The sequence below is a fragment of the uncultured Sphingomonas sp. genome, from assembly GCF_913774285.1.
Classification (GTDB): Bacteria; Pseudomonadota; Alphaproteobacteria; order Sphingomonadales; family Sphingomonadaceae; genus Sphingomonas.
This window is the reverse complement of record NZ_CAJYHX010000015.1, coordinates 19,351-41,644: the sequence shown is the minus strand read 5'-3', so window position 1 is coordinate 41,644 and position 22,294 is coordinate 19,351. Positions and strand designations below refer to the sequence as shown.

24 protein-coding genes and 1 tRNA gene are annotated in these 22,294 nt (G+C 67.9%); 12 read left to right on the top strand and 13 right to left on the bottom strand.

Annotation, left to right across the window (positions count from 1 at the left end; all coding sequences use genetic code 11):
- Nucleotides 1-11 precede the first annotated feature (11 nt).
- The 5 genes from QZ670_RS06560 (at nucleotide 12) to QZ670_RS06540 (ending at nucleotide 4,774) form a co-directional block, all read left to right on the top strand.
- Complete coding sequence (locus QZ670_RS06560; protein WP_294253159.1) at nucleotides 12-1,310, top strand: hemolysin family protein; 1,299 nt, start codon at nucleotides 12-14, stop codon at nucleotides 1,308-1,310.
- A 185-nt stretch (nucleotides 1,311-1,495) separates the two neighbouring features.
- The gene (gene yajC / locus QZ670_RS06555; RefSeq protein ID WP_294253157.1) at nucleotides 1,496-1,834 is read left to right on the top strand and encodes a preprotein translocase subunit YajC; all 339 of its coding nucleotides are present in this window, start codon (nucleotides 1,496-1,498) and stop codon (nucleotides 1,832-1,834) included.
- Complete coding sequence (secD, locus tag QZ670_RS06550) at nucleotides 1,834-3,420, top strand: protein translocase subunit SecD (protein ID WP_294253155.1); 1,587 nt, start codon at nucleotides 1,834-1,836, stop codon at nucleotides 3,418-3,420. The genes yajC and secD overlap by 1 nt, the downstream gene beginning before the upstream one ends.
- A gap of 12 nt (nucleotides 3,421-3,432) precedes the next feature.
- Nucleotides 3,433-4,401, top strand: coding sequence for a protein translocase subunit SecF (gene secF, locus QZ670_RS06545; protein WP_294253153.1), 969 nt, complete (start codon nucleotides 3,433-3,435; stop codon nucleotides 4,399-4,401).
- Between the two features lies 1 nt (nucleotide 4,402).
- Entirely contained in the window at nucleotides 4,403-4,774 is a 372-nt protein-coding gene (locus tag QZ670_RS06540) for an Mth938-like domain-containing protein (protein WP_294253151.1), read from the top strand.
- On the opposite strand, the gene QZ670_RS06535 is transcribed toward QZ670_RS06540, so the two are convergent.
- On the bottom strand, nucleotides 4,759-5,973 hold the full coding sequence (locus tag QZ670_RS06535; RefSeq protein ID WP_294253148.1) for a hypothetical protein: 1,215 nt from the start codon (nucleotides 5,971-5,973) through the stop codon (nucleotides 4,759-4,761). The genes QZ670_RS06540 and QZ670_RS06535 overlap by 16 nt on opposite strands.
- Before the next feature lie 104 nt (nucleotides 5,974-6,077).
- Nucleotides 6,078-6,491: a hypothetical protein gene (locus tag QZ670_RS06530; RefSeq protein ID WP_294253147.1), complete on the bottom strand. Its 414-nt coding sequence runs from the start codon at nucleotides 6,489-6,491 to the stop codon at nucleotides 6,078-6,080.
- Nucleotides 6,492-6,713: 222 nt separating this feature from the next.
- Here QZ670_RS06530 and QZ670_RS06525 point away from each other — a divergent pair, with 222 nt between their 5' ends.
- Nucleotides 6,714-7,100, top strand: a complete 387-nt coding sequence (locus tag QZ670_RS06525; RefSeq protein WP_294253146.1) for a hypothetical protein — start codon at nucleotides 6,714-6,716, stop codon at nucleotides 7,098-7,100.
- A 32-nt stretch (nucleotides 7,101-7,132) separates the two neighbouring features.
- Here QZ670_RS06525 and QZ670_RS06520 read toward each other — a convergent pair whose 3' ends face one another.
- The gene (locus tag QZ670_RS06520; protein WP_294253145.1) at nucleotides 7,133-8,593 is read right to left on the bottom strand and encodes a nucleoside hydrolase-like domain-containing protein; all 1,461 of its coding nucleotides are present in this window, start codon (nucleotides 8,591-8,593) and stop codon (nucleotides 7,133-7,135) included.
- A 72-nt stretch (nucleotides 8,594-8,665) separates the two neighbouring features.
- Entirely contained in the window at nucleotides 8,666-9,796 is a 1,131-nt protein-coding gene (gene tgt, locus QZ670_RS06515) for a tRNA guanosine(34) transglycosylase Tgt (RefSeq protein ID WP_294253144.1), read from the bottom strand.
- A gap of 46 nt (nucleotides 9,797-9,842) precedes the next feature.
- On the opposite strand from tgt, the gene QZ670_RS06510 reads away from it, so the two are divergent.
- Together QZ670_RS06510 and QZ670_RS06505 are read left to right on the top strand one after the other, a co-directional pair.
- Nucleotides 9,843-10,478, top strand: a complete 636-nt coding sequence (locus QZ670_RS06510; RefSeq protein WP_294253143.1) for a hypothetical protein — start codon at nucleotides 9,843-9,845, stop codon at nucleotides 10,476-10,478.
- Nucleotides 10,479-10,489: 11 nt separating this feature from the next.
- Nucleotides 10,490-10,651: a hypothetical protein gene (locus QZ670_RS06505; RefSeq protein ID WP_294253142.1), complete on the top strand. Its 162-nt coding sequence runs from the start codon at nucleotides 10,490-10,492 to the stop codon at nucleotides 10,649-10,651.
- Nucleotides 10,652-10,771: 120 nt separating this feature from the next.
- On the opposite strand, the gene QZ670_RS06500 is transcribed toward QZ670_RS06505, so the two are convergent.
- The 4 genes from QZ670_RS06500 to QZ670_RS06485 all read right to left on the bottom strand — a co-directional run bounded on the left by QZ670_RS06500 (nucleotide 10,772) and on the right by QZ670_RS06485 (nucleotide 15,477).
- Complete coding sequence (locus QZ670_RS06500; protein ID WP_294253302.1) at nucleotides 10,772-12,025, bottom strand: nucleoside transporter C-terminal domain-containing protein; 1,254 nt, start codon at nucleotides 12,023-12,025, stop codon at nucleotides 10,772-10,774.
- Nucleotides 12,026-12,142: 117 nt separating this feature from the next.
- Nucleotides 12,143-13,267 carry a hypothetical protein gene (locus tag QZ670_RS06495; protein ID WP_294253140.1) on the bottom strand — a complete coding sequence of 375 codons (1,125 nt, stop codon included), beginning with the start codon at nucleotides 13,265-13,267 and terminating at the stop codon, nucleotides 12,143-12,145.
- Nucleotides 13,268-13,351: 84 nt separating this feature from the next.
- Nucleotides 13,352-13,966: a response regulator gene (locus tag QZ670_RS06490; RefSeq protein ID WP_294253138.1), complete on the bottom strand. Its 615-nt coding sequence runs from the start codon at nucleotides 13,964-13,966 to the stop codon at nucleotides 13,352-13,354.
- Nucleotides 13,963-15,477 carry a PAS domain S-box protein gene (locus QZ670_RS06485; protein ID WP_294253137.1) on the bottom strand — a complete coding sequence of 505 codons (1,515 nt, stop codon included), beginning with the start codon at nucleotides 15,475-15,477 and terminating at the stop codon, nucleotides 13,963-13,965. Before QZ670_RS06485 ends, QZ670_RS06490 begins: the two co-directional genes overlap by 4 nt.
- Nucleotides 15,478-15,774: 297 nt before the next feature.
- Here QZ670_RS06485 and QZ670_RS06480 point away from each other — a divergent pair, with 297 nt between their 5' ends.
- The 4 genes from QZ670_RS06480 to hslU all read left to right on the top strand — a co-directional run bounded on the left by QZ670_RS06480 (nucleotide 15,775) and on the right by hslU (nucleotide 18,882).
- Nucleotides 15,775-16,665, top strand: a complete 891-nt coding sequence (locus tag QZ670_RS06480; RefSeq protein WP_294253135.1) for an ROK family protein — start codon at nucleotides 15,775-15,777, stop codon at nucleotides 16,663-16,665.
- A gap of 60 nt (nucleotides 16,666-16,725) precedes the next feature.
- Nucleotides 16,726-16,802 (top strand) — tRNA-Pro (locus tag QZ670_RS06475).
- 103 nt (nucleotides 16,803-16,905) lie between these two features.
- The gene (gene hslV, locus QZ670_RS06470; protein ID WP_294253134.1) at nucleotides 16,906-17,472 is read left to right on the top strand and encodes an ATP-dependent protease subunit HslV; all 567 of its coding nucleotides are present in this window, start codon (nucleotides 16,906-16,908) and stop codon (nucleotides 17,470-17,472) included.
- 117 nt (nucleotides 17,473-17,589) lie between these two features.
- Nucleotides 17,590-18,882, top strand: a complete 1,293-nt coding sequence (hslU, locus tag QZ670_RS06465) for an ATP-dependent protease ATPase subunit HslU (protein WP_294253118.1) — start codon at nucleotides 17,590-17,592, stop codon at nucleotides 18,880-18,882.
- A 117-nt stretch (nucleotides 18,883-18,999) separates the two neighbouring features.
- Here hslU and QZ670_RS06460 read toward each other — a convergent pair whose 3' ends face one another.
- From QZ670_RS06460 to QZ670_RS06440, 5 genes are all read right to left on the bottom strand, one after another.
- On the bottom strand, nucleotides 19,000-19,410 hold the full coding sequence (locus QZ670_RS06460) for a hypothetical protein (RefSeq protein ID WP_294253116.1): 411 nt from the start codon (nucleotides 19,408-19,410) through the stop codon (nucleotides 19,000-19,002).
- A gap of 27 nt (nucleotides 19,411-19,437) precedes the next feature.
- On the bottom strand, nucleotides 19,438-20,172 hold the full coding sequence (gene gloB, locus QZ670_RS06455; RefSeq protein ID WP_294253114.1) for a hydroxyacylglutathione hydrolase: 735 nt from the start codon (nucleotides 20,170-20,172) through the stop codon (nucleotides 19,438-19,440).
- A gap of 4 nt (nucleotides 20,173-20,176) precedes the next feature.
- Nucleotides 20,177-20,611, bottom strand: a complete 435-nt coding sequence (locus QZ670_RS06450; protein ID WP_294253112.1) for a VOC family protein — start codon at nucleotides 20,609-20,611, stop codon at nucleotides 20,177-20,179.
- Nucleotides 20,612-20,673: 62 nt separating this feature from the next.
- Entirely contained in the window at nucleotides 20,674-21,504 is an 831-nt protein-coding gene (locus QZ670_RS06445; RefSeq protein WP_294253110.1) for a hypothetical protein, read from the bottom strand.
- Nucleotides 21,480-22,205: an alpha/beta hydrolase gene (locus QZ670_RS06440; protein ID WP_294253109.1), complete on the bottom strand. Its 726-nt coding sequence runs from the start codon at nucleotides 22,203-22,205 to the stop codon at nucleotides 21,480-21,482. The genes QZ670_RS06445 and QZ670_RS06440 overlap by 25 nt, the downstream gene beginning before the upstream one ends.
- Nucleotides 22,206-22,294 lie beyond the last annotated feature (89 nt).

Sequence of the window (22,294 nt, the reverse complement as noted above, 5' to 3'; positions counted from 1 at the left end):
GGCGGTGCACCATGAGCGCAGCTTTTCCCTGGATCGACGTAGCGATCATCTTCGTGCTGATCGCGATCAACGGCATTTTCTCCATGTCGGAGCTGGCGATCGTATCCGCCCGCCCGGCGCGGCTGGAGGCGTTGGCGCGGATCGGCAATCGCGGCGCCAAGACCGCGATGGAACTGGCCGAGGATCCGGGCAAGTTCCTCTCCACCGTCCAGATCGGCATCACGCTGATCGGCATCGTCGCCGGCGCTTATTCGGGGGCCAGCCTGGGGGAACCGGTGGGCAAGCGGATAGAGGCGCTGGGCCTCTCTGCCGAGCTTGCCCACACGCTGGGCCTGACGCTGGTAATCGGCCTCACCACCTTCGGCTCGCTGGTGATCGGCGAGCTGGTGCCCAAGCAGTTCGCGCTGCGCTCGCCCGAGCCGATCGCCGCCGCGATGGCGCTGCCGATGCGCTGGCTCTCCTGGGGCACCGCGCCGGTCGTCTGGCTCCTCGATTCGTCGACCGGGCTGGTCTTCCGCCTGCTGCGCCTGAACCGCGAATCGGAGAATCGGGTCACCGCCGAGGAGCTGCACCTGATCGTCGCCGAGGCCAGCAAGTCGGGCGTGATCGAGGAGCATGAGCGCTCGATCATCTCCGGCGTGGTCCGGCTGGCCGATCGTCCGGTGCGCGAGGTGATGACGCCGCGCACCCAGGTCGACTGGCTCGACGTCGATCTCGACGGCGCCAGTATCCGCGAGGAATTGCTCGCCACCCCGCACACCCGCCTGCCGGTGGCGGAAGGCTCGATCGACGCGGTGATCGGCGTGGTGCAGGCGCGCGACATCGCCGCCGCGCTATTCCGCGGCGAATCGCTCGACCTGCGCAAGCTGATGCGCAAGGCCCCCGTGCTGCCTGATCAGGTCGATGCGATGGACGCGCTTACCGCGCTCCGCCAGGCCGAGGTGCCCATGGGGCTGGTGCACGACGAGTACGGTCACTTCGAGGGCATCGTCACGCCGGCCAACCTGCTCGCAGCGATCGCGGGCGAGTTTGCCTCCGATGCTGAGCCCGGCGACAATCCCAACATCGTTGAGCGCGAGGACGGCTCGCTGCTCGTCGCGGGCGCGACTCCGGCCGACCAGCTGGCCGAGCGGCTTGGCATCGATCTGCCCGAGGACCGCGATTACGCGACAGTCGCGGGGCTTGCGCTCGCGGTGTTCAAGCATCTGCCGGTGGAGGGCGAGGTGTTCGAGCAACAGGGCTGGCGCTTCGAGATCGTCGACCTGGACGGCCGGAAGATCGACAAACTGCTGGTGAGCCGGGAAGGGTGAGCAGAACCCGATCCTCCCCCTGGCGGGGGAGGATATGCACTACCGCGAAGGGCGAGCCGCAATATCGTCCAGTTTCGGAATCCCGCCCGTACCCCTTATAGTTGCGCCCTCATTCGCCGCATGGTAGCGCCCGCGGCTTGAATGGGGCCATTCCGCGCCCCTAACTTCAGGCTTTTCGGGAACCCATGTTCGCCACTCCAGCATATGCACAGGCCGCAGGCGCGGCTGGTCAGGGTAGCACTCTGGCCGGGATCGCGTCGGTAGCGCCGCTCGTCCTGATCTTCGTCGTCTTCTACTTCCTGATGATCCGTCCGCAGCAGAAGCGGATGCGAACCCTGCAGGACGCCCTGAAGGCGGTGAAGAAGAACGACACGGTCGTCACCGCCGGCGGCCTGATCGGCAAGGTCACCCGCGTCGACGAGACCGAGGTCGAGATCGAGCTCGGTCCGAACGTGAAGGTCCGCGCGATCAAGTCGACGCTCGCCGAAGTGCGCCCGCACGGCGCCAAGCCTGCGAACGACTGATGCTGGATTTCCCGCGCTGGAAGGTCTGGTCGATTACCCTCGGCCTCGCCTTGATGGTCCTGCTCGCGGTGCCGAGCCTGGTGCCGGAGAGCATCCGCAACACGTGGCCGCACTGGGTGCCCAAGCCCGCCATCAACCTCGGCCTCGATCTCGCGGGTGGCTCGAACCTGCTCCTCGAAGGCGACACGAGCGACGTGCAGCAAGCCAAGCTCGAGCAGATGCGCGAGCAGGTGCGGCTGGCGATGCGGCGCGATCCCCGCGTCGACATCGGCGACATCTCGATCGCCGGCGGCAAGCTCAGCTTCATGGTCCGCGATCCCGGCAAGGTGGATGCGGCGCGCGAGAAGCTGCTGCCGATGACCAACGGTGTCGGCACCACCGGCCAGCGGGACTGGGAAATCGCAGTCGTCGACTCGACGCGCTTCGTGCTGACGCCCACCCAGGCGGGCCTGGCGCAGCAGATCGAAACCGCGATGAACGACGCGCGCGAAGTGGTCGACAAGCGCATCAACGCGCTCGGCACCCGCGAGCCGACCGTGATCCGCGAAGGCAGCAACCGCATTGTCGTGCAGGTCCCCGGCCTGCAGGATCCGAGCCAGCTCAAGGCGCTGCTCGGCAAGACCGCCAAGCTCGAGTTCAAGCTGGTCGACATGAGCGTGACGCCGCAGCAGATCGCCAGCGGCGACATCCCGGTCACCTCGCAGCTGCTCCAGTACGAGAATGGCGCACCGATCGTGGTCAACCGCACCGCGATGATCACCGGCGACATGCTGGTCGACGCCAAGCAGAGCTATGACCAGCAGGGCCGCCCCGATGTGACGATCCAGCTCGACGGCGCCGGCGCGAAGCGATTCGCGCGGGTGACGCAGGAGAATACCGGCAAGCCGTTCGCGATCATCGTCGACAACAAGGTGATCTCGGCACCGAACATCAACGAGCCGATCCTCGGCGGCAGTGCCTCGATTTCGGGCGGTTTCACCGTGGACAGCGCCAACCAGCTCGCCATCGCGCTGCGTTCGGGCAAGCTGCCGATCAACCTGAAGGTCGTGCAGGAATCGACCGTCAGCCCCGAACTCGGCAATGACTCGATCCGCGCCGGCGTCACCGCATCGGTGATCGCGATCGTCGCCGTCGTCGTGTTCATGGTGCTGACCTATGGCCGCTTCGGCGTCTATGCGAACATCGCCGTTACCATCAACGTGCTGGTGATCCTGGCAGTGATGGGCATGCTCAGCGCAACGCTGACGCTGCCCGGTATCGCGGGCTTCGTGCTGACCATCGGTACCGCGGTCGACGCCAACGTGCTGATCAACGAGCGCATCCGCGAGGAACGCCGCCGTGGCCGCAGCGTGATGCAGGCGGTGGAACTCGGCTACAAGGAAGCCAGCCGCACCATCTTCGAGGCCAACGTTACCCACGCGATCGCCGGCGCGATCATGCTGGTACTCGGTTCGGGCCCGATCCGCGGCTTCGCGGTGGTGCTGCTGATCGGTATCGCCAGCTCCGTCTTCACCGCCGTGGTGTTCACGCGCATGCTCGTCACGCTCTGGTTGCGCAAGAAGCGCCCGAGCGAGATCCATATTTAAGGAAGCGCCGACATGCGGCTCCTCAAGATTGTCCCTGACAATACCAATATCGGCTTCGTCCGCATCCGGTTCATCGCGTTCGCGATCACCGCGCTGCTGACCGTGGCCGCGATCGGGCTGGTCGCGGCGCGCGGCCTCAATTTCGGCGTGGACTTCGTCGGCGGCGTGTCGATCGAAGAGAAGTTCACGACGGTGCCGCCGACCGACGAGCTGCGCGCGACGATCAGTGCGCTGGGCTTTGGCGAGGCGACCATCCAGGGCACGGGCAAGAACACCGTCACCATCCGCCTTCCGGTGCCGCACTCGAGCGATCCCGCGGCCACCAACACGATGGTGGAACAGGTGAAGAGTGCGGTGAAGGCCAAGTTCCCCACCGCCACCTTCTCCGCCGTTTCCACGGTTTCCGGCAAGGTTTCGGGTGAGCTGATCCGCAACGGCGTGCTCGCCGTCGTGCTGGCGATCGTCGGCATCGCGATCTTCTCGTGGCTGCGCTACGAATGGCAGTTCGGCGTCTCCACGGCGGTCGCCATCCTGCACGACGTGCTGATGACGCTGGGCTTCTTCGCGCTGACGCGGCTGGTGTTCGACCTCAACATCGTGGCAGCGGTGCTGACGATCATCGGCTATTCGATCAACGACAAGATGGTGATCGACGACCGCATCCGCGAGAACATGCGCAAGTATCGCAAAATGGGGATGAGCGAGCTGATCGACCTGTCGGTCAACGAGACGCTGCCCCGCACGGTGATGACCTCGCTCACCATCCTGCTGGCGCTGGGGTCGCTGCTGATCTGGGGCGGCGAAGTGCTGCGCGGCTTCACCTCGGCGATGATGCTCGGCATCGTGGTCGGTACCTATTCGTCGATCTATGTCTCGTCCTCGCTGCTGATCACGCTCGGCCTCAAGCCTGGCGTGAAGCCCGAAAAGGCAGATTCGATCGCGAACAACGCCGAGCGCGTGGCCCCGCGCGAGCGTCCCTGACGTGAAGATCGAGCGTCGCAGCGCCGAAGGGCCGCTGATCTCCGGCTTTTCCGGCGGCGGCTTTCGCGTCGACGAAAATGTCTATCACGGGCTGATCATCACGCCGCAGCGCGCGGACGGATGGTCGCCCCCGGCGGTGGCGGAGCTGACCGAGGCGGATCTCGAACCCGCCTTCGCCCTCGATCCGCGGCCGGAATTCCTGTTGCTCGGCACCGGCGCAACGCTGGTGCGGCCGCCGCTTTCCCTGGTGAAGGCGCTGGAAAAGCGCGGCATCGGCATCGAGGCGATGGATAGTCGCGCGGCGGCGCGTGCCTGGGGGGTGCTTCGCGCCGAGCTGCGCTGGGTGGCCGGCGCGCTCTACCCGCTCGTCTGAGCTTCCGCGGCGAACAGCGCCGGCAGCGTGCGCGCCAGCCGCGCCTGCGCCGCCTCCCAGCGATCTAAATCGAACGGCCGGGCGAGGCGGGCGAGCAAATCGTCCGCGGGATCGAGCGGGTCGAAGGCGTCGTTCAGCAGATATTGCGCGAACCATAGCTGCGCCGCCTCGGGAACGGGCCGGCGTGCCGTACCAGCGAGAATGTCTGCGACGAACGGCTCCAGCGCAGCATAGGCGTTGAGCCACGCCCCGCTGTCGAAGCGCGAATGGCGGTGCATGGGCACCCCGAAGAAGGCGGCCAGCGCGAAGGTTTTGGAGTCCCCGACCAGCATGCCATCGGCGTGGCGCGCCATTGCCAGCGTCGCGAATTGCAAGCCGATCCGCGGGGGCAACAGCACGACGTTGTCGCAGTCGGCAACCGCCGCGATCAGGGGGGCGGCATCGACATGCGCGTCGTTGAGCGGGTGGTTGGTCACCGCCAGCGTGCAGCGCTCGCCCAGCAGGGTGGAGAGTTCGCGGACGAGTGCGGCGTTGGGCCTCGTACCCAGCCGGTGCATCGCGAAGAAGTTATCCTCGGTCTCGCATTCGAGCGGGAGCAGCAGCAGCGGGCGCTCTTCAGGGATGCCGAGCCGCCCGAACAGGGTGGAGCGGTCGTCGGCCGCGGGTGCCAGATCGCGTTGCAGGCGATCCCAGGCGGGGGCAATCATCGCCCGCAGCCGGTCCGCCTGTGCCGCCGTCATCTCGGCGAGCAGGCCATGGTCGTGCGGACGGTCGGCGAGCAGGATCCAGCGCGGGGGCGGCGCGAAGGGCTCGAACCGGCCCTCCATCAGCAGTCGCACGGTGCCGGGAAAGTGGCGCGTGGTTTCGTAATCGGCAGTGCGACACAGCACCACATCGGGCGCAAGGCTGTGGACAAAGGCGACCAGCCCCTCGGCATCCTCGGGCACGGTACGGGTGCTCGGATGATCGGGGCCGTCCATGATGTACCAGCGTATGTCCGGCAGATCGGCACAACGGGTGAGCTCCTCTGGGCCGATGCCGGTGCCGCGCCAGGGGGCGGGGGCGAGGACATGGACCGCATGGCGCTCCGCGAGGCGGCGCAGCATCGGCTCGACGATGTGGACGAACCACCAGTTGGTCACCATCGGCAGGTAGAAGAGGATCCGCTGGCGCTGCTCGGGGTGCGGGAGGGGCGGCAAGGGAACTCCGTCGGCGGGGGAACCTGCCTTTGCTTATAGGCCCAGGCAGCCGCAGAGGACATGCGCCGGTGCAATTTGCCGGGGCTCGTCGGCGCCGGTCAGCCTCAGGCGTGAGCCACGGACTCGAGCGCTGCGTCGGCAGCCGCGGCATCGGGCGCCAGCAGCCAGGCTTCGGCGCCCTCGATGCTGTCGAAATAATAGGCGTCGCGGTCGCTCGCTGCCCGCTTGATCTGCATCCGCGCGAGCGACTGGGCGACGACGATAGCAAGCCGCCGCGAGGCGAATTTGGGATTGTTCAGCACATGCTTGAACGATTCGACGCTGTCCTGCGACTGGATCTTCATGCCGCGGATGTCGACCAGCGTGACATGGGCGTTCGGCGCGCACTTCAGCTGGTGGTGCGCCTGGTCCCGCGCCGCGACGAAGCGAACGATGTCCTCCATCGCGAAGAAGCCGGACATCACGATGCGGACGAGACTTTTGGACGCGTCGACGTCGATGGAGAAGGCAGCTTCCATGGGTTCCGATCCGGCAGCGTTGCGCACCCGCGTGGACGGGCTTGGCGGGGGTGAACCTATGGAGGAGCGGGGCAGTCCTCAATTCCGTATCGTTCCGAAGGGCTTGTGAAGATACGCTCCTTCGCTTCGGTCTGGCGGGCCGTAGCTGGGCAACTGGTTACGCCCCGGGTACGGATATTAATTTGATCAGAGAAACATGCTCTCATGATTCAACGACACGTCATGTTTGAACCGCTGTTGGCTGCGGACCCTTCTTTCCAACCCCGCTGGAATGCGTTTCTGGCCGACTGGGGTGATGAACCTGAGCTCCCCTTTTATCTGGCCCTTAGATCCCTCGCCGAGCACCTGCTGAAGCGCTTGGAAGACAAGGACACAGAAGGTTTTGGCCGCATCTTCGATGTTGTTGAACGCTGGCATACGGAAGGTGACGCCTACGTCAGAGAAGCGGCGAGCATAGGCCTTCTTGAGGCATTGCAGGACAAGTCGGGCGGAAGCGGCATCCGCCCAACGACTGTCGAGCCGTGGCTCGGCCGTGAAAGCGAGCGCAGCTGGCGAATGCTGGACCGGTTTTGGGAAGGGAATGCATCGGCTCCCGGATTCGACTGCTAATTCCGCTTCTCCTCAATTCGCCCAGCCGCACGCTAGCTTCCGCGGCTGCCCCCGTCGGCTGAGGGAAGGATCGTCACGATGACCCGCCGGTATCGCGTCAGCGCCGGCGTGCCCTTGTCCGTCACCGCGACGACGAAATGCACCGTCTCGGGCTTCGCCACCACCGGCGCCGTCGCGTTGGCGCGATAGACATTTTCGGGACGGTTGATCGGCACCGGCTGCTTCCAGCTGCCTGCCTCCGGATAGGGAAACCAGGCGAAGGACAGGCTGTCGCCGTCGGGGTCCGTGCTCGGCGACGCATCAAGGAGGATCTTCTCGCCCGAATGGACGGTCAAGCGGTCGGCATGGGCGAGGCGGGGGACCGGTGGGTGATTCGCCTCGGCATAGGCCCGCGTGGTCCAGCCGATGCGCGCCGCCATGTCGTTCTGATAGGCGTCGCGCCAGCGCCACACCGTCACCGTCGGCCCGCGGAACGTTTTCTCCGAGGCGATCGGCCGCGAATAGGGCGTGGGGACCATCGGCGTGTAGACGTCGTCGGCATTGGTCCAGATCGGCCGTGTCTCGGGCGCGAGCGGGATGCCGCCGGTCACCGTCTCGCCGGGCGGGAAGGGGCGGGGGACATAGCGCTCGTAGCGACCGCCCCAACCGCCCCATTCGGGATGCTCGGGGTCGCCCAGCCCGGTCGGGATCAGGTTGAGGAACGAGGGCGTGTCGCCCTCCATCGCCCAGGCGACATCGGGATAGAGCGCGCCCAAGGCCCCGTGTCCCTGCTGGACGTTGCGGGCGATCCAGTCGTTGGAGACCGAGCCATTGTCGATCCCCTCGATCGGCGTGCTCATGCCGGTCCAACTGCCGTTGCTGTAGGGGCCGGTGCTGACGACGTAGAAGAGGTTCGGAAACTCGCGGCGCAGCCAGGCGCCCGAATCGTCCTGGTCGGAGATGGCGTAGACGCGCAGCTTGGCGACCAGTCGCGCCGCCTCGGCCGGGCCGCGGGTGGCGCGCAGGGTGTACAGCGCCTGCGCCAGCGTGTTCGCGCCGCCCCACACCGCCACCCAGAGCGGCCGCGGATCAGGGCGCTCCAGCGCGCGGAGGAGCAGCGCGGAGCCGGCGCTGTCCTTGCCCGTGCCGACGCTGGCCATGCCATAGCCGGGCTGGCCGCGCTGGATCAGCGCCAGCAGTTGCGCGGACGACGGATAGCCGGGGGCATTGCGCAGCAGATTGGGCTGGACCTTGCCATAGCCCGCCACGATCCGGCGCATCGTCTCCGGCTGCGGATCGGTCTTCAGCCAGATCGAGGTGGTGGCGATCAGCCCTTCGATATCGATCTCGTTGGCGTAGAGCAGCAGGCGGATCAGCGACTGGCTGTCGTCGGTCTCCGCCTCGATGTCCGACAGGACGATCAGCCGCTGCTTCTCGACCGCTGGAGCGGTCTCGGCGTGCGCGGGGGCCGAAATGGCAAGCGCCGCTGCGAAGCCAATGCCGAATGGTTGCATGTGCCGCCCCTCTCCCGTTTTGCGGGAGCCTAGAGGGGCGGGGCGGCGCCTGTCACGGAAAAGCTGCGGGCCTCAGCCCTTTGTCGCCTGGTACTTCGCGCGGAAGTCGTTGGCAAAGGCGGTGAGCCGCTGTTCCACGATCGCCGCGCGCAGGTCGGCCATCAAGGTCTGGTAGAACCAGAGGTTGTGCTCGGTCATCAGCATCGCGCCGAGGATCTCGCCGGCGCGGACGAGGTGGTGGATATAGGCGCGGCTCCAGGTGCCGCAGACCGGGCAGGGGCAGGCGGGATCGAGCGGCCCCTGGTCCTCGGCGAACCTGGCGTTGCGGATGTTGATCGGGCCGTTTCGCGTGAAGGCCTGGCCGGTGCGGCCCGAGCGGGTGGGCAGCACGCAATCGAACATGTCGATACCGCGCTCGACCGCACCGACGATGTCGTCGGGCTTGCCGACGCCCATCAGGTAGCGGGGCTTGGTTTCGTCGAGCTGGCCGGGGGCATAGTCGAGCACGCCGAACATCGCCTCCTGGCCTTCGCCGACGGCAAGGCCGCCCACCGCATAGCCGTCGAACCCGATGTCCTTCAGCGCATCGGCGCTGGCCTTGCGCAGCCCCTCGTCGAGCGCGCCCTGCTGGATGCCGAACAGCGCGGCGCGGGCGGCATGTTCCTCGCCCGAATCGAAGCCCGCGCGGCTGCGCTTCGCCCAGCGCATCGAGCGCTCCATCGCCTTGGCCTGCACGTCGCGGGTGGAGGTGGTGGGGACGAGCTCGTCGAACGCCATGACGATGTCCGAGCCGAGCAGCCGCTGGATCTCCATCGAGCGTTCGGGGCTCATCATGTGGCGCGAGCCGTCGAGGTGCGAGGCGAAGGCGACGCCTTCCTCGCTGCGCTTGGTCAGCTCGGACAGGCTCATTACCTGATAGCCGCCCGAATCGGTGAGGATCGGCCGGTCCCAGCCCATGAACTTGTGCAGGCCGCCCAGCTTGTGGACGCGCTCGGCGGTGGGGCGCAGCATCAGGTGATAGGTGTTGCCGAGCAGGATGTCGGCGCCGGACGCGCGCACATCCTGCGGCTTGACCGCCTTGACGGTGGCGGCGGTGCCGACCGGCATGAAGGCGGGCGTGCGGATCTCGCCGCGCTGCATGGCGATGGTGCCGCGACGCGCCTTGCCGTCGGTGGCGTGGATGGTGAACTGAAAACGGGGCATGCGTGGCTATTGGCGCGTTTGGGGCCGGAATCCAAGGGAGGGCCGCGTGGCGGAACAGGACGACCAACTGCGGGCGATGGCGACGCATCGCGGGCTGAAGCTGGTGAAATCGCGGCGACGCAAGGCAGGCGGCGACTTCGGGCACTATGGGCTGAAGGATGCGGGCGGCGCGGAGGTGTTCGGCTTCGGGGCGGACGGGCTGGCGGCGGATGCGGAGGCGATCCGCGATTTCTTGCGTGGGGGCATGCGGAGCGACTGGAGCACCTCCGTCGAGAAGACCCCGGGGCCGAAGCGTGCGGCCAAGTCCAAGCCGGCCCGGAAGCCGAAGCCTGCGCCGCCGCCCAAGCCGCGTTTCAAGCCCGAGGTCGCGAACCTGCTGCGCGACCTGCCCGAGGCGAGGGATGATGAGGTGTTCACCGACCTGTTCAAGCGCCCCGGTGTGCGTATCGAGCGCATCGTCTCGCGCGGGCAGGCGACGCCCGAGGAGGCGCCGATGGTGCAGGCCTGGGACGAATGGGTGGTGCTGCTCGAAGGCGCGGCGGGGATACGGATCGAGGATTCGGCCGAGGTGCGGCTGGGGCCGGGCGACCATCTGCTGATCCGGGCAGACCAGAAACATTGGGTGACATGGACCGCGCGCGACCGGCCGAGCGTTTGGCTGGCCGTACATCTCGACGGATAGGAGCAGGACCCATGGCCGAACCCCTCAACCCCGGTGACGACGCAGCCCCCGGCACGCCCGGCACCGGCGAGGATATCTGCCGACGCTGCGGCGGCTCCGGGCGGATCGACGGCGGTGAGTGCCCGAACTGCGGCGGGACGGGCAAGGTGGTGGAGGGGATCGGCGGGGGCTAAACGCCGAGAGCTATGCCGAGCGTTTCCGTCACCTCCGTGCCCCTGCGAAAGCAGGGGCCCAGGTTCGCGGACGATCCGCTATCCTACCCTGGGCTCCTGCTTTCGCAGGAGCACTAGGAATTACGGCAGCAACAGCCCCGCCAGCGCCGCCGACATCAGGTTCGCCAGACTCCCCGCGATCAGCGCCTTGATCCCCAGCCGCGCGATCACCGGACGCTGGTTGGGCGCCAGACTGCCGGTGGTCGCCATCTGGATCGCGATCGAGCTGAAATTGGCGAAGCCGCACAAGGCAAAGGTGATGATCGCCTTGGAACGCGGCGCAAGGTCGGTCGCCTTGCCCAGCTCGATGAAGCCGACGAATTCATTGAGCACCACCTTGGTGCCGAACAGTCCGCCGGCCGTCAGCGACTCGTGCCAGGAGATGCCGAGCAGGTACATCACCGGCGCGAAGATCGCCCCGATGATCGCCTGGAAGCTGAGGTGCGGATAGCCGAACCAGCCGCCGACCATGCCGAGCAGCCCGTTGGCCAGCGCCACCAGCGCCACGAACGCCAGCACCATCGCGCCCACCGCCACCGCGATCTTCACGCCGGTCGACGCGCCATTGGCCGCCGCCATGATGATGTTGGCGGCGCGCTCTTCCTGGAAATCCTCCTCGGCGACGCGGATCACCTCGTCCTCGCCCGACATCGGCGCATCGAACACGGCGGGTTCGTCGGGCATGATGATCTTGGCCATCATCAGCCCGCCCGGTGCCGCCATGAAGGACGCGGCGAGCAGATAGGGGAGCGAGGCCGGCCCAAGCAGGCTGGCATAGGCGGCGAGGATCGTGCCCGCGACCCCCGACATGCCCACGCTCATCACCGCGAAAACCTGCGAGGGGGTGAGGCGGGCGAGATAGGGGCGGATCACCAGCGGCGCCTCGCTCTGGCCGACGAAGATGTTCGCCGCGGCGCAAAGCGATTCGACCTTGCTGACCCCTGTTACTTTCTCGATCGCGCCGCCGATCCAGCGGACGACCAGCTGCATGATGCCGACATGGTAGAGGATGGAGACGAGCGCCGCGAAGAAGATGATCACCGGCAGCGCCGCGATGGCGAGGCTCTGCCCGCCCAGTTCGGGCTTGGCGAGATTGCCGAACAGCAGCTGGGTGCCCGCGCTGGCATAGCCGAGCAGTGCCGCGACGCCGTTCGCCATGCCGTGCAGCGCCACCTGGCCCCAGCCGGTGCGCAGGACGATGATTGCCATGCCGGCCTGGAGCAGGAAGGCGGGCACCACCACGCGCAGGCGGATCGCCCGGCGATTGCTGGAAAGCAGGAAGGCGATCGCCAAAATCGCCAGCACCCCGAAAATGCCGATCGGGAAATGAGTCATTCTGAAGTCGTAGGTCCCCATCGCCGGCGGAATCGCGGCCAGCAAACCCATCGACCATACACGCGGCGGCGCATCTTGCCAGCCGCTTGCGTTGGCCGGGGCTGGGACAGGCGGAGGCTAGCCGCGCCCGGCAACGTGCTTGAGCATCGCCTCGGCAGCGGGCTGGGTGAGCGGCGTGACCGTCGGCGCATAGTCGATGGTCGACTTCACCGTCTTTGCATATTCGTGCGGCAGTCCGGCATAGGCCCGCACTTCGCGCCGCAGCCGGGCCAGCGTGCCGAATGCCTGCGCAGCCTGCGCCATCGTCTCGCCGCGGCCCACCGCCGCCATATACTGGCCGAACTGGCTCTGGTTGGTCGCGTTGAGCCGCGACATTACGAAGAAATGGGTGAGCAGCCAGGCGTGGTAGGGCGTCCAGTCCATCCGCTTGGACGGCGCGTGCAGATAGCTGCCGGTCATCACCGCGGCGGTATCGAGGCGCCCATAGGCGCGCAGCACCGCGGCGAGGCCGATCGGCTGCTGGCCATATTCGACCGAGCCGTCCTGCTTGAACACCACGGTGGAGAAGACCGCGCCGATGCCGTCGAAATACCAGCGCGGATAGGCGACGGCGGCATAGTGGATCACCAGATGCTGGGCATAGGCGCCGTAGAGGATGGACTCCCAGCTGCGCGTGACCGGCGGATGGAAGCTCACCTTGCCGATGCAATCCGAGGCCGCGTCGGATTCGCCGTCGCTGTGCGCGCTGGCCGTATCCTCGCAATCGGCGTTGCGCGCTTTGCTCGTATCGGTGTCGATCACCTGGTCGACGCGGGGGAGGGCGATCACCGCGCCGCTCGGGCGAGGATCATAGTAACGCTGCCCGGCGAACGGCTTTGTGAAGGGGCCCTCATCCGCGCCGATGTCGCGCAGGCCCAGCGCGCGCAGGTCCCTGGCGGTGTTGACCAGCACGATCTCCACCCGCGCAGGCTCGGCGGCGCGGGTGCGGGTGCGGTACAGCCGCTCGAGCAGCGCGTGCAGCCGTTCGAGATTGCGGGCGACGCGGAGCAGTTGTGCGGCATCGCCGTCGGAGTAGACGACGACATCGTCCGCCTCGGCGCGCTTCCAGAGGCTCGGCTTCTCGCCTGGTGCAGGCTCGGCGGGGGCGGTGACGACGATCGGGGCGCTGTCCTGCGGCGGTGTGGTTTGTGCGCGGGCACCCCCGGAGAGTGCCAGGCCGAGCATCGCACCAAGAACCGCCACGCCACGCATCTTGCACCTCTCCCCACCCAGACGCCGTGCTATCGGGCGCAATCGTGACAGGATGATGGTGCCGGGGACCGGACCCTAGTCGTCCAGCCCCACGGCGAAGGCGAGCCGCAGCGCTTCGGACAGGCTGCGCGCCTCCAGCTTGGCCATGGCGTTGGCGCGGTGGACCTCCACCGTGCGTGGCGAGATGCCGAGATCATAGGCGATGGTCTTGTTCGGATGGCCGCGCGCCAGCCCGCGGAGCACGTCCTGCTCGCGCGGGGAGAGCAGGGCAATGCGCCGTTCCGCTTCGGCCCGGCTGGCGAGTGCGGCATCGCCTTCCTCCAGTCGCTCGAAGCCGCGTTCGAGCGCCTCGACCAGCGCGTCCTTTTCAAACGGCTTTTCGAGGAAGTCGATCGCCCCGCCCTTCATCGCCGCCACCGCGGTGCCGACATCGCCGTGGCCCGTAAGCACGATCACCGGCAGCTTGACGCCGCGCCTCGCCAACTCGGCCTGGACTTCGATCCCGTCCATCTCGGGCATGCGTACGTCGAGCAGGATGCAGCCCGGCTTGGCGCCGCCCACCTTGCCCAGGAAGTCGACGCCCGAGCCATAGGTGTCGACGTCATAGCCCGAGGTGCGCAGCATGAAGCTCGTCGAACGGCGGACCGATTCCTCGTCGTCGACCAGATGGATGCGCTTGCGTTCGCTCATGCAGATTCCTCGTTCGCGGACATCAGGGTGAAGTTGAAGATCGTCCCGCCCTCGGCGCGGGGCTCGGCCCAGATGCGGCCGCCATGCGCCTCCACGATGGTGCGGCAGATCGAGAGGCCGAGGCCCATGCCGCGTTCCTTGGTGGTGGCGAAGGCCTGGAACAGCCGCGGCGCCTGCTCGGCGGCGATGCCGGGGCCGGTATCCGCCACCCACACGCGCACCAGATTGCGCGGCGCCACCTCCGAGCCGATCGTGATCTCGCGCACCGGGCTCTCCGCCATCGCCTCGATCGCGTTGCGGATCAGATTGACCAGTACCTGCTGGATCTGCACTCGGTCGCACAGCACCGCGGTGGCATGTGGATCGAGCGCGTAGAAGGCGCGGACGCCCAGCTCGCGCGACCCGGTGAGCGCCAGGCGGCTGGCCTCGTCGATCAGCCGCGGCAGGTCGACCAGCCCCATGTCCGCCTCGCCGCGCGCGACGAACTCGCGCAGCCGCCGGACGATGTTGCCCGCCCGCAGCGCTTCCTTGACCGACTCCTCCATCGCCTCCTGGATCATCGCCTGATCCTCCGGATCGTCGCCGTCGCGCGCCATCAGGTTGCGCCCGGCCTCGAGATAATTGGCGATGGCGGTCAGCGGCTGGTTGAGTTCGTGCGCCAGCGTCGAGGCCATGGTGCCCATCGCGGACAGGCGCGAGACGTGGATCAGTTCCGACTGCAGCTCCTTGAGACGCAGCTCGGAACGCTGCTCGTCGGTCAGGTCCCGGATGAAGCCGGTGAAGATCCGCTGGCCTTCGCTGCTCGCCTCGCCCACCTGCAGCTCCATCGGGAAATCGGTGCCGTCGCGTCGCTGGCCGACGACGATGCGGCCGATGCCGATCACGCGGCGCTCGCCGGTGGTCAGGTAGCGGGCGAGATAGCTGTCGTGCAGCTGCGCGTCGGGCGCGGGCATCAGCATGCTGACGTTGCGGCCGATCACATCGGCCTCCGTCCAGCCGAACAGCCGCTCGGCGGCGGCGCTGAACGACAGGATGATGCCCTGGTCGTCGATCACCACCATCGCCGAGGGCACGGTGGCGAGGATCGAGCGCAGGTGCAGTGCGCTGCCGGCGAGCGCGGTCTGCGAGGCCTTGTGATCGGTGATGTCGCGGAACACCTCGGCATAGCCGCGCAAGCTGCCATCGGCGTCGATCAGCGCCGAGAGCTGGACTTCCGCGAGATATTCGCTGCCGTCGCGGCGGACGCGCCAGCCTTCCTCGATCAGCCGGCCGGCGGCGCGGGCGCGTTGCAGGTCGCGCGCCGGCTTGTCGGCCCTGGCTTCGGCGGGGGGATAGTGGACTGCAAGGCCGGCGCCGGTCAGCTCCGCCGGGGTCCAGCCGTCGAGCAGCTCGACGCCGCGGCTCCAGCTGGCGATCCGGCCCTCCGCATCGAGCAACAGTACGCCGCGATCAGTCGCCGCCTCGAACAGCAGCGCCATCGCCGCGGGATCATGTGCGGGCCGATCCGTCATAAACTCCGATGCTTGTCTGGCTTCCTTCGCATGTCTTTACGCGCCCTCCCGCGCACAGGCTAGGACTTGATCGCGGTCAAAGTAAAGGACGGGTAACTACGGGATGCTTCCGCTCTTCTTGATGGAGGCAATCATGCTCGACGTCATTGGCAGCAATTATCTGTACATGGTGATGGGGGCGATGGGGGTGTTCACCCTTGCGCTCGCGTTCGTCAGCCTCAGCGAGTATATGCATCCGCGCGATCAGTGAGCGCACACGGGCTTCCCCCGCGCCGCGCGGGGCGCTAGCGCGGTTGCATGACTGCGAACCTGTCGATCGCCGGCCTCGAACTGGGCGGCACCAAATGCGTGGCCACTTTGGGCAGCGGCCCCGGCGACGTGCGCGAACAGCATGTTGTGCCGACCACCGATCCGGCCACGACGCTCGCCGGACTTGAAGCGGTGCTCGACAGCTGGTCCTTCGATGCGATCGGCATCGCCAGCTTCGGCCCGATCGAGCTCAACCCGGCGCGGCCCGATTTCGGCTCGATCATCGCGACGACCAAGCCGGGCTGGAACGACACCGATCTCGCCCGGCGCCTGTCCGCGCGCTACGGCAAGCCGCTGGCAATCCAGACCGACGTCAACGGCGCGGCGCTGGCCGAGGCGCGCTGGGGTGCCTCGGCCGGGCTGTCGACCCATGCCTATATCACCATCGGCACCGGCGTGGGCGTCGGGCTGGTCGCCAATGGCCGGCCGATCATGGGCTATGCGCATGGCGAGGCGGGGCACATGCGCTTGGCCCGCGCGCCCGGCGATTCGTTCAAGGGCTGGTGCCCCTATCATGGCGATTGTGCGGAAGGACTACTCTCCGGCCCGGCGCTGGCGGCGCGATTCGGCCGACCGGGGCAGGAGGTTGCCGACGACGCGCCCGAATGGGACTATTTCGCGCATGACCTGGCGGCACTGCTCCACAATCTGATCGTCAGCGTCGCGCCCGAGCGGATCGCGATCGGCGGCGGGGTGATGACCCGGCGGCCGCAGCTGTTCGGCGCGGTCCGCGCGAAGGTGGCGGCGAGCATCAACGGGTACGGTGCGCTGGCCGGCTATTGCGCGGAGCTCGACACCCGCGTCGGTCCGCCGGGCCTGGGCGACATGGCGGGGCCGCTGGGCGCGATCGCAATGGGGCTCGAAGCGCTCGATCGGTAAGCGTGCGCGCTTTGGGGGTTGCGTCCTGCCGACAAGCGGCATACAGGGCGCACCCTCGGTCGGGGCGTAGCGCAGCCTGGTAGCGCATCACACTGGGGGTGTGGGGGTCGCAGGTTCGAATCCTGTCGCCCCGACCAAGCCACACCCAAGCATTCCTGAAATCGCCGGATCGTTGCGCACACGCGGCCTTAGGGGAACTCCCCCTTTGCACGCCCGTGCGCGGCACCCATATGCGCGTCCATGAGTGACAAGAACACCGCGTGGCACGGCACGACGATCCTCTCCGTGCGCAAATCCGGCAAGGTGGTGATCGCGGGCGACGGCCAGGTTTCGGCCGGCAACACCGTGATGAAGCCCAATGCCCGCAAGGTCCGCCGGCTAGGCGACGGCAAGGTCATCGCGGGCTTCGCCGGCGCCACCGCCGATGCCTTCACCCTGTTCGAGCGGCTGGAGGCCAAGCTGGAGCGCCACCACGGCCAGCTGCTGCGCGCGGCGGTGGAGCTCGCCAAGGACTGGCGGACGGACAAGTATCTCCGCAACCTGGAAGCCATGCTGCTCGTCGCCGACAAGGACGTGACGCTGGTGATCACCGGCAATGGGGACGTGCTGGAGCCCGAGGCGCACGAACACGGCACCGTCGCGGCGATCGGCTCGGGCGGCAATTTCGCGCTCTCCGCGGCGCGGGCGCTGATCGAGTACGAGCCCGATGCCGAAGTCGTCGCCCGCAAGGCGATGGCGATCGCCGGCGAGCTGTGCGTCTACACCAACGACCGGCTGACCGTGGAGACGCTGGAAAGCGCCGGCTGAGTTCCCCTCCCGCGTGCAGGAGGGGCTAGGGGAGGGGATGCTCTCCCACCGTCCTGCCCGCTGCGGTCATCCCCTCCCCCGACCCCTCCCGCAAGCGGGAGGGGGGAAGAAGAAGACATGAACCAGAATCTCACCCCAAAGACGATCGTCGCCGCGCTCGACGCGCACATCATCGGCCAGAAGGACGCCAAGAAGGCGGTCGCCGTCGCGCTGCGCAACCGCTGGCGGCGGCAGCAGCTCTCGGCCGACCTCCGCGACGAGGTGACGCCGAAGAACATCCTCATGATTGGCCCCACCGGCTGCGGCAAGACCGAGATCAGCCGCCGCCTCGCCAAGCTGGCCGATGCGCCCTTCGTGAAGGTGGAAGCGACCAAGTTCACCGAGGTCGGCTATGTCGGCCGCGACGTCGAGCAGATCGCCCGCGACCTGGTCGAGGAAGCGATCCGGCTGGAGAAGGAGCGCCGCCGCTCCGCCGTGAAGGACAAGGCCGAGGAAGCGGCGATGGGCCGGCTGCTCGACGCGCTGACCGGCAAGGATTCGAGCACCGCGACGCGCGAGGCGTTCAAGCAGCGCTTCAACGAAGGGCTGCTCGACAACACCGAAGTCGAGATCGAGGTCGAGCAGGCGCCGCAGATGCCGTTCGACATCCCCGGCGGCGCGCCGCAGATGATCAACCTGTCGGAGATGATGAAGGGCCTGACCGGCACGCCGCTCAAGCGCCGCAAGCTCAACGTCCGCTCCGCCTGGGAAAAGCTCGTCGAGGAAGAGGCCGACAAGCGGCTCGACCAAGACGAGGTCAGCCGCGTCGCGCTGGCGGATGCCGAGGCGAACGGGATCGTCTTCCTCGACGAGATCGACAAGATCGCGGTGTCCGACGTGCGTGGCGGGTCGGTGAGCCGCGAAGGCGTGCAGCGCGACCTGCTGCCGCTGATCGAGGGCACCACCGTCGCCACCAAATACGGCCCGATGAAGACGGACCATATCCTCTTCATCGCGAGCGGTGCGTTCCACGTCGCCAAGCCCAGCGACCTGCTGCCCGAGCTGCAGGGCCGCCTGCCGATTCGCGTGGAGCTCAAGGCGCTGACCGAGGAGGATTTCGTCGCGATCCTCTCCGACACCAAGGCGAGCCTGGTGCGGCAATACGCCGCTTTGCTCGGCACCGAGGGCGTCTCGATCGACTTCACCGACGACGGCATCCGCGCGGTGGCCAAGATCGCCGCCGAGGTGAATGCCGAGGTGGAGAATATCGGCGCCCGCCGCCTGCAGACGGTGATGGAGAAGCTGCTCGAGGAAGTCAGCTTCGAGGCCGAGGATCGCAGCGGCAGCGCCGTGGTGATTGACGCGGCCTATGTCGACAAGCAGCTGGCGAGTGTCGCGCGGAACACGGATTTGAGCCGGTACGTGCTGTAAGGTACTAATCTTAAGCCCCTCCTCCTGGGAGGAGGGGTTGGGGGTGGAGGGATCCCAGACCAGATGTTGGTTCGGTGAGACCCTGCCCCACCCCAACCCCTCCCCTGAAGGGGAGGCTTAACTTCCCTTCGGCCGGGTGTACGGCGTGAACGTCCCCAATCGGCAATAGGCGCTGGGGATGCTCATGCCCGGCGTCACCACCCGGAACTGGTCGTTGCGGCAGAGCTGGCTGCCGCGCATCTCGACGATCACCGTGCTCAGCGGCGCGAGCGACGGGCATTCCGAGGCGAGATCATTGCGATACAGTCGCGCGCCCTGCCGATAGACCAGGGTCCGCGTATCGATGATCTGCGGGCCGTCGGTGAAGCCTGGGTTGATGCAGTCCTGCGGCTTGCCAGGCACCCGGTCGCCCAGCGCACTGGCGAGTTCGCGCCGCGCCTGGGCGTCGCGCTGGGCCTGATACTCGGCATTCTGGGCGCAACCGGCGAGCGCGAGCGCGCCGATGCTAGTGATGATGGCGAAGCGCATCGTCTCTCTCCTCGCCGTACCTACGACTCAGCCGGCAAAACTATCCTTCGCCGCGCGGCGTTCGGCGAGCATGCGCGCATCGGCGGCCCGGAGAAAGGGGTTGGTGGCGCGTTCGGCGGCGATCGTGGTCGGCACGGTCGCTTCGCCCGCAGCGCGCAGCCGCTCGACCTCGGCCATCCGATCCCGGATCGCGGCATTGTCCGGCTCCGCCACCAGCGCATAGCGGCCGTTCGACAGGGTATATTCGTGCGCGCAATAGACGATGGTGTCGTCGGGCATCGCCACGAAGCGCTGCATGGCGGCGAACATCTGCTCGGCGGTCCCCTCGAACAGCCGCCCGCAGCCCATCGCGAACAGCGTGTCGCCGACGAACGCCAGCGCGTCTTCGGCGAAATGATAGGCAATGTGGCCCGCCGTATGCGCGGGCACTTCCAGCACCCTCGCGACATGGGCACCGATCGCCACCGTATCGCCTTCGCCGACCAGCCGGTCGGCGGTGGGGATCTTCGCGGCCTCGGCGGCCGGGGCGACCACGGTGCAGCCGGTCGCCGCCTTGAGCGCCGCGTTGCCGCCGGTGTGATCGGGGTGCCAGTGGGTGTTCCAGATCGCCGAAAGCTGCCAGCCCTGTTCGGCCAGCGCCGCCAGCACCGGCGTGGCGTCGCCCGGATCGACCACGATCGTCTCCGCCGACTCGGGATCGTGGACGAGCCAGATGTAATTGTCGGTAAAGGCGGGGACGCGGACGATCCGGAGCGCGGTCATGTCGTCACCACTCGCCCGTGTTCGGCATCGAGGCCCAGGGCTCCTGCGGGGGCAGGCTGCCGTTCTGGAGCAGCTCGATGGAGATCTTGTCGGGCGTGCGGACGAAGGCCATGTGGCCGTCGCGCGGCGGGCGGTTGATCGTCACCCCGGCATCCTGCAGCCGCTGGCAGGTCTCGTAGATGTCGTCGACCTGGAAGGCGAGGTGGCCGAAATTGCGGCCGCCGGTATAGTCCTCCGGGTCCCAGTTGTGGGTGAGTTCCACCTCGGCGCGGCCGCGGCCGGTCTCCGGATCGATATCGGCCTCACTGGCGAGATAGATCAGCGTGAAGCGGCCCTTCTCGCTGGTGATGCGGTGGGTTTCCTTCAGGCCCAGCAGCTCGAAGAATCGGATCGTCGCGTCCGGGTCGGTGACGCGGATCATGGTGTGGAGGAACTTCACGGGGCACTCCCTGGCTTGGCGTTTCCCGCCAGATAGGAGCGCCCCGCGCTCGGTTCCACCCGCTACTTAGCCGGTGCCGCGTCGAACTGGGCGAGCGCGGCGCGGGCGGCGGTCGCCTGCGGGCTGCTCGGCGCGGCGGCGACCACCTTGTTCCACGCCGCCTTGGCGCCGGCCTCGTCGCCGCTCGCCGCGGCGATGTTGCCGGCCTCGAGCTGGACCGCGGCGTCGTCGCCGGCGCGCTTGACCGCCTCGGCAATGTCCTTCTGCGCGCGCGGCAGATCGTTCGTCCGCCGCGCGAGCGTGGCCGAGAGCAGCCAGGCGAGCGGATCGTCACCGGCCTTGGCGATCGCCACGTCGATATCGGCGCGCGCGCCTTCATTCTCGCCCGAGGCGACGGCGGCGCGGGCGCGGTCGAGATAGGCTTCGCCCAGCGCCAATCCCTTCAGCTGGCCGCTGGCCAGCGCGGCGTTGATCGCGGCACGCGCCTTGGGCGGCTTCTTGGCGGCGAGCCAGGCATTGCCCGCCTGGGTCCAGTAGGTGGCGGCACGGGCGCCGTCCTTCGCCGTCTCCGCCTCGCCCGCGGCTTCCTCAAAGGCGGCGGCGGCCGAGTCCCAGCGGCCCTGGTTGGTATAGGCGACGGCGAGGCACTGGCGGGCGAACATGCCGCCCTTGTCGGTGCCCCATTTCACCGCTTCGTCGATCGCCGCGCCGGGATCGCCGGTGGCAAGGTCCATGCACTTGGTGAAGCGCGGCGGCTCGCCGGCGGGCACGGGCGCCGCGGCCTTGGCGGCGGCGCGGGCGCGCTCGGCATCGCGCAGCACCGGTCCGGCCTTGGGCGCGATGGCGGCGGGGGGCTGCTGCTGGGCGATCAGCAGGAGGAGGGGGAAGAGCATGTGATCAGTACGTCCTCGGTGGCGCGGAGCAGCAGGCGGATGTCGGCGTCGCGCGACAGGCGGTGGTCTCCGCCCTTGACCAGCGTCACCTGCACATCGTCTGAACGAAGCGTGTCGGCAAGCCGCAGCGCCAGCTCCCACGGCACCTCGGCGTCGCGCTGGCCCTGGAGCAGGCGCACCGGGCCGTCGAAGGCGATCGGCGCCTCCAGCATCAGGTTCGCCTCGCCCGAGGTCCAGAAGGGGAGGGTGGTCACCATCGGCTCGGGGCCATAGTCGCTCGGCTGCTCCAGCCGGCCCTCCCTGGCGAGAGTCGCCTTCTCGGCGTCGGTAAAGCCCCAGCGGGTGAAGTCGGGCGCGGCGGCGATGCCGACCATGCCGACCACCCGCTCGGGCCGCGCCTGCGCCACCAGCAGCATCAGCCAGCCGCCCATCGACGAGCCGACCAGCACCACGGGCCCTTCCACCACCGTGTCGATCATCCGCAGCGCGTCGTCGCGCCAGCTCGCCAGCGTCTGGTCCTCGAAATCGCCGGGGCTTTCGCCGCAGCCGGCATAGTCGAAGCGGAGGAATGCCTGGCCGCGGTCGCGCGCCCAGGCCTCCATCGCGAGCACCTTCGATCCCTGCATGTCGGAGCGATAGCCGGGCAGGAAGACGAGGGTGGGGGAGGCGCCGGGCGCGTGGTGATGGGCGAGCAGGGTCATGGCAGGCGGTCTAGCGTCTCGCGCCTTTCGCCGCCAGCGACGGAACCGATTACTGCCATCGGGATTGATCGTAGGACACAGGCCCAGGC

Coding starts and splice junctions, on each gene's coding strand:
- QZ670_RS06560 (WP_294253159.1), top strand. CDS start 12: ATGAGCGCAGCTTTTCCCTGGATCGACGTAGCGATCATCTTCGTGCTG.
- yajC (WP_294253157.1), top strand. CDS start 1,496: ATGTTCGCCACTCCAGCATATGCACAGGCCGCAGGCGCGGCTGGTCAG.
- secD (WP_294253155.1), top strand. CDS start 1,834: ATGCTGGATTTCCCGCGCTGGAAGGTCTGGTCGATTACCCTCGGCCTC.
- secF (WP_294253153.1), top strand. CDS start 3,433: ATGCGGCTCCTCAAGATTGTCCCTGACAATACCAATATCGGCTTCGTC.
- QZ670_RS06530 (WP_294253147.1), bottom strand. CDS start 6,491: ATGGAAGCTGCCTTCTCCATCGACGTCGACGCGTCCAAAAGTCTCGTC.
- QZ670_RS06525 (WP_294253146.1), top strand. CDS start 6,714: ATGTTTGAACCGCTGTTGGCTGCGGACCCTTCTTTCCAACCCCGCTGG.
- QZ670_RS06520 (WP_294253145.1), bottom strand. CDS start 8,593: ATGCAACCATTCGGCATTGGCTTCGCAGCGGCGCTTGCCATTTCGGCC.
- tgt (WP_294253144.1), bottom strand. CDS start 9,796: ATGCCCCGTTTTCAGTTCACCATCCACGCCACCGACGGCAAGGCGCGT.
- QZ670_RS06505 (WP_294253142.1), top strand. CDS start 10,490: ATGGCCGAACCCCTCAACCCCGGTGACGACGCAGCCCCCGGCACGCCC.
- QZ670_RS06500 (WP_294253302.1), bottom strand. CDS start 12,025: ATGACTCATTTCCCGATCGGCATTTTCGGGGTGCTGGCGATTTTGGCG.
- QZ670_RS06490 (WP_294253138.1), bottom strand. CDS start 13,966: ATGAGCGAACGCAAGCGCATCCATCTGGTCGACGACGAGGAATCGGTC.
- QZ670_RS06485 (WP_294253137.1), bottom strand. CDS start 15,477: ATGACGGATCGGCCCGCACATGATCCCGCGGCGATGGCGCTGCTGTTC.
- QZ670_RS06480 (WP_294253135.1), top strand. CDS start 15,775: ATGACTGCGAACCTGTCGATCGCCGGCCTCGAACTGGGCGGCACCAAA.
- hslV (WP_294253134.1), top strand. CDS start 16,906: ATGAGTGACAAGAACACCGCGTGGCACGGCACGACGATCCTCTCCGTG.
- hslU (WP_294253118.1), top strand. CDS start 17,590: ATGAACCAGAATCTCACCCCAAAGACGATCGTCGCCGCGCTCGACGCG.
- QZ670_RS06460 (WP_294253116.1), bottom strand. CDS start 19,410: ATGCGCTTCGCCATCATCACTAGCATCGGCGCGCTCGCGCTCGCCGGT.
- gloB (WP_294253114.1), bottom strand. CDS start 20,172: ATGACCGCGCTCCGGATCGTCCGCGTCCCCGCCTTTACCGACAATTAC.
- QZ670_RS06445 (WP_294253110.1), bottom strand. CDS start 21,504: ATGCTCTTCCCCCTCCTCCTGCTGATCGCCCAGCAGCAGCCCCCCGCC.
- QZ670_RS06440 (WP_294253109.1), bottom strand. CDS start 22,205: ATGACCCTGCTCGCCCATCACCACGCGCCCGGCGCCTCCCCCACCCTC.